The sequence below is a fragment of the Archangium sp. genome, assembly GCF_036389735.1.
Classification (GTDB): Bacteria; Myxococcota; Myxococcia; order Myxococcales; family Myxococcaceae; genus Archangium.
Genome location: NZ_DASVWK010000876.1, coordinates 1 through 1,510, shown reverse-complemented (window position 1 = coordinate 1,510; position 1,510 = coordinate 1). Strand labels below are relative to the sequence as shown.

The 1,510-nt window shown below is 72.0% G+C and carries 2 protein-coding genes; both read right to left on the bottom strand.

The window, feature by feature from the left end:
• On the bottom strand, positions 1-1,087 hold a 1,087-nt coding region (locus VF794_RS31500), incomplete at its 3' end, for a collagen-like triple helix repeat-containing protein (protein ID WP_414640991.1).
• 150 nt (positions 1,088-1,237) lie between these two features.
• Positions 1,238-1,468 (bottom strand): hypothetical protein, encoded by a 231-nt coding sequence (locus VF794_RS31495; protein ID WP_331116817.1) that lies wholly within the window; start codon positions 1,466-1,468, stop codon positions 1,238-1,240.
• Positions 1,469-1,510 lie beyond the last annotated feature (42 nt).

Genomic DNA, 1,510 nt, shown 5'->3' with positions numbered 1-1,510 from the left:
CCCGGAGCTGCGAGCCGCCAATGCGGATGGTGAAGCCCTCGGCGCCGCGGACGGAGCTGGTGGCGCCGACGAGGGTGGAGCGCTGGATGTCCACGGTATAGGGAGCGCCATCGGAGCGCGAGACCTCCAGGGCACGCGCCTGCTGCGCGGGAGGAGCGGAGCCCGAGAGGGTGCTGTCCCGGACGGAGCCCTGGGAGGAGAGCAGCCGCATCCCGGTGGCCGTCCCCCCATCCACGGCGTTCGCGTCCGAGCGCACGAGCACCACCTGGGAGCCCGAAGCCTCCACGCCGACACTCTCGACGGAGCCGCCAAGGCCGGTGGCGGAGGAGTCCCACAGCTCGACGGAGCCCTGCCGCACGGAGACCCCGAGGGCCCGACTCCCGCCCTGTGCCAGGACGGAGGAACCCGCCAGCTTCACGGCACAGCCCTCGCACGAGAACCCCACGCTCTCCCCTTGAGCGGAAGAGGCCCGGGCCTGGACGCGCTCGAAACCGCCGGAGCCCAGACCGGCCGAGGACTGGAGGGCCACGGTGCGTCGGGAGCCCTCGCGGGCGACGAGCACCACGTCCCGAGCGCGGAACAGGGGCGTGGAGGTGGAGAGGGCGATGACGTCCTCACCCCCCCCCACGTGCTCCACGGTGAGCGAGCGCAGCTCGGTGTTCTCCGCGGCGACGACGGTGGGGCCCGAGGCGCGGGAGCGCACGGTGGACAGCGCCTGCCCGGAGCCCTGGAGGTGGACGAAGGGGCGCAGTTGGAGCCCCTGGGTGCCCAGGTCGTACACGCCGGGCTCGAGGAAGAGGAGCCAGGGCTCGTCGGCGGAGACCTTGTTGATGGCCCGGAGCGCGAGGCGCAGGTTCTCGCCGCCGATGAGCGGGTTGTCTCCCGGGGGGACGACCCGGATGCGGGCGAAGTTGCCCGGAGGTCCCATGGGGCCGGTGTCGCCCTTGGGACCCGGCTCGCCCCGGGGACCGACCAGGCCTTCCGCCGCGGGCCCCGGGTCTCCCTTGGGCCCGGGCTCCCCCTTCTCGGCGCAAGCGGAGACGAAGGTGGTGAGGATGAACAGGGAGACGAGAGTGAGGCGCCGCATGGGGAGGCCCTCCGGGGAAGGGGCCCGCACGAGGTAGGGACAACCCCTCGCGGCGTCCAGCCGAGGAAGCGCCGAGAACGTCCACCAGTTGCCTCCCGGGGTCGGCGGGTCTCACCCCCGACACCTACCCGAGCCACCAGGGCAATGCCCTTACGTCCGAGGGCCCGGGGCGGGCGTGGAACCGCGGGCGGCGCGCTCGACGGCGTCGCGGTTCTCCTCGATGTACTTCTCCACGGCGGTGTCCTCGAGTTCGAGGTCTCGCAGCACTCCCGGGTACACGACCTTGAAGGCGGGAGACTCCTCGTCTCCACGCAACCGGAAGCTCATCTTCAGCACGGCCGCGCCATACAGCTTGTCCTTGAGGGACTTGGCCTTGCCCATACGTTGCCCTTTCTAAAGGCCCCGAGGGACACGCTAGCCCTC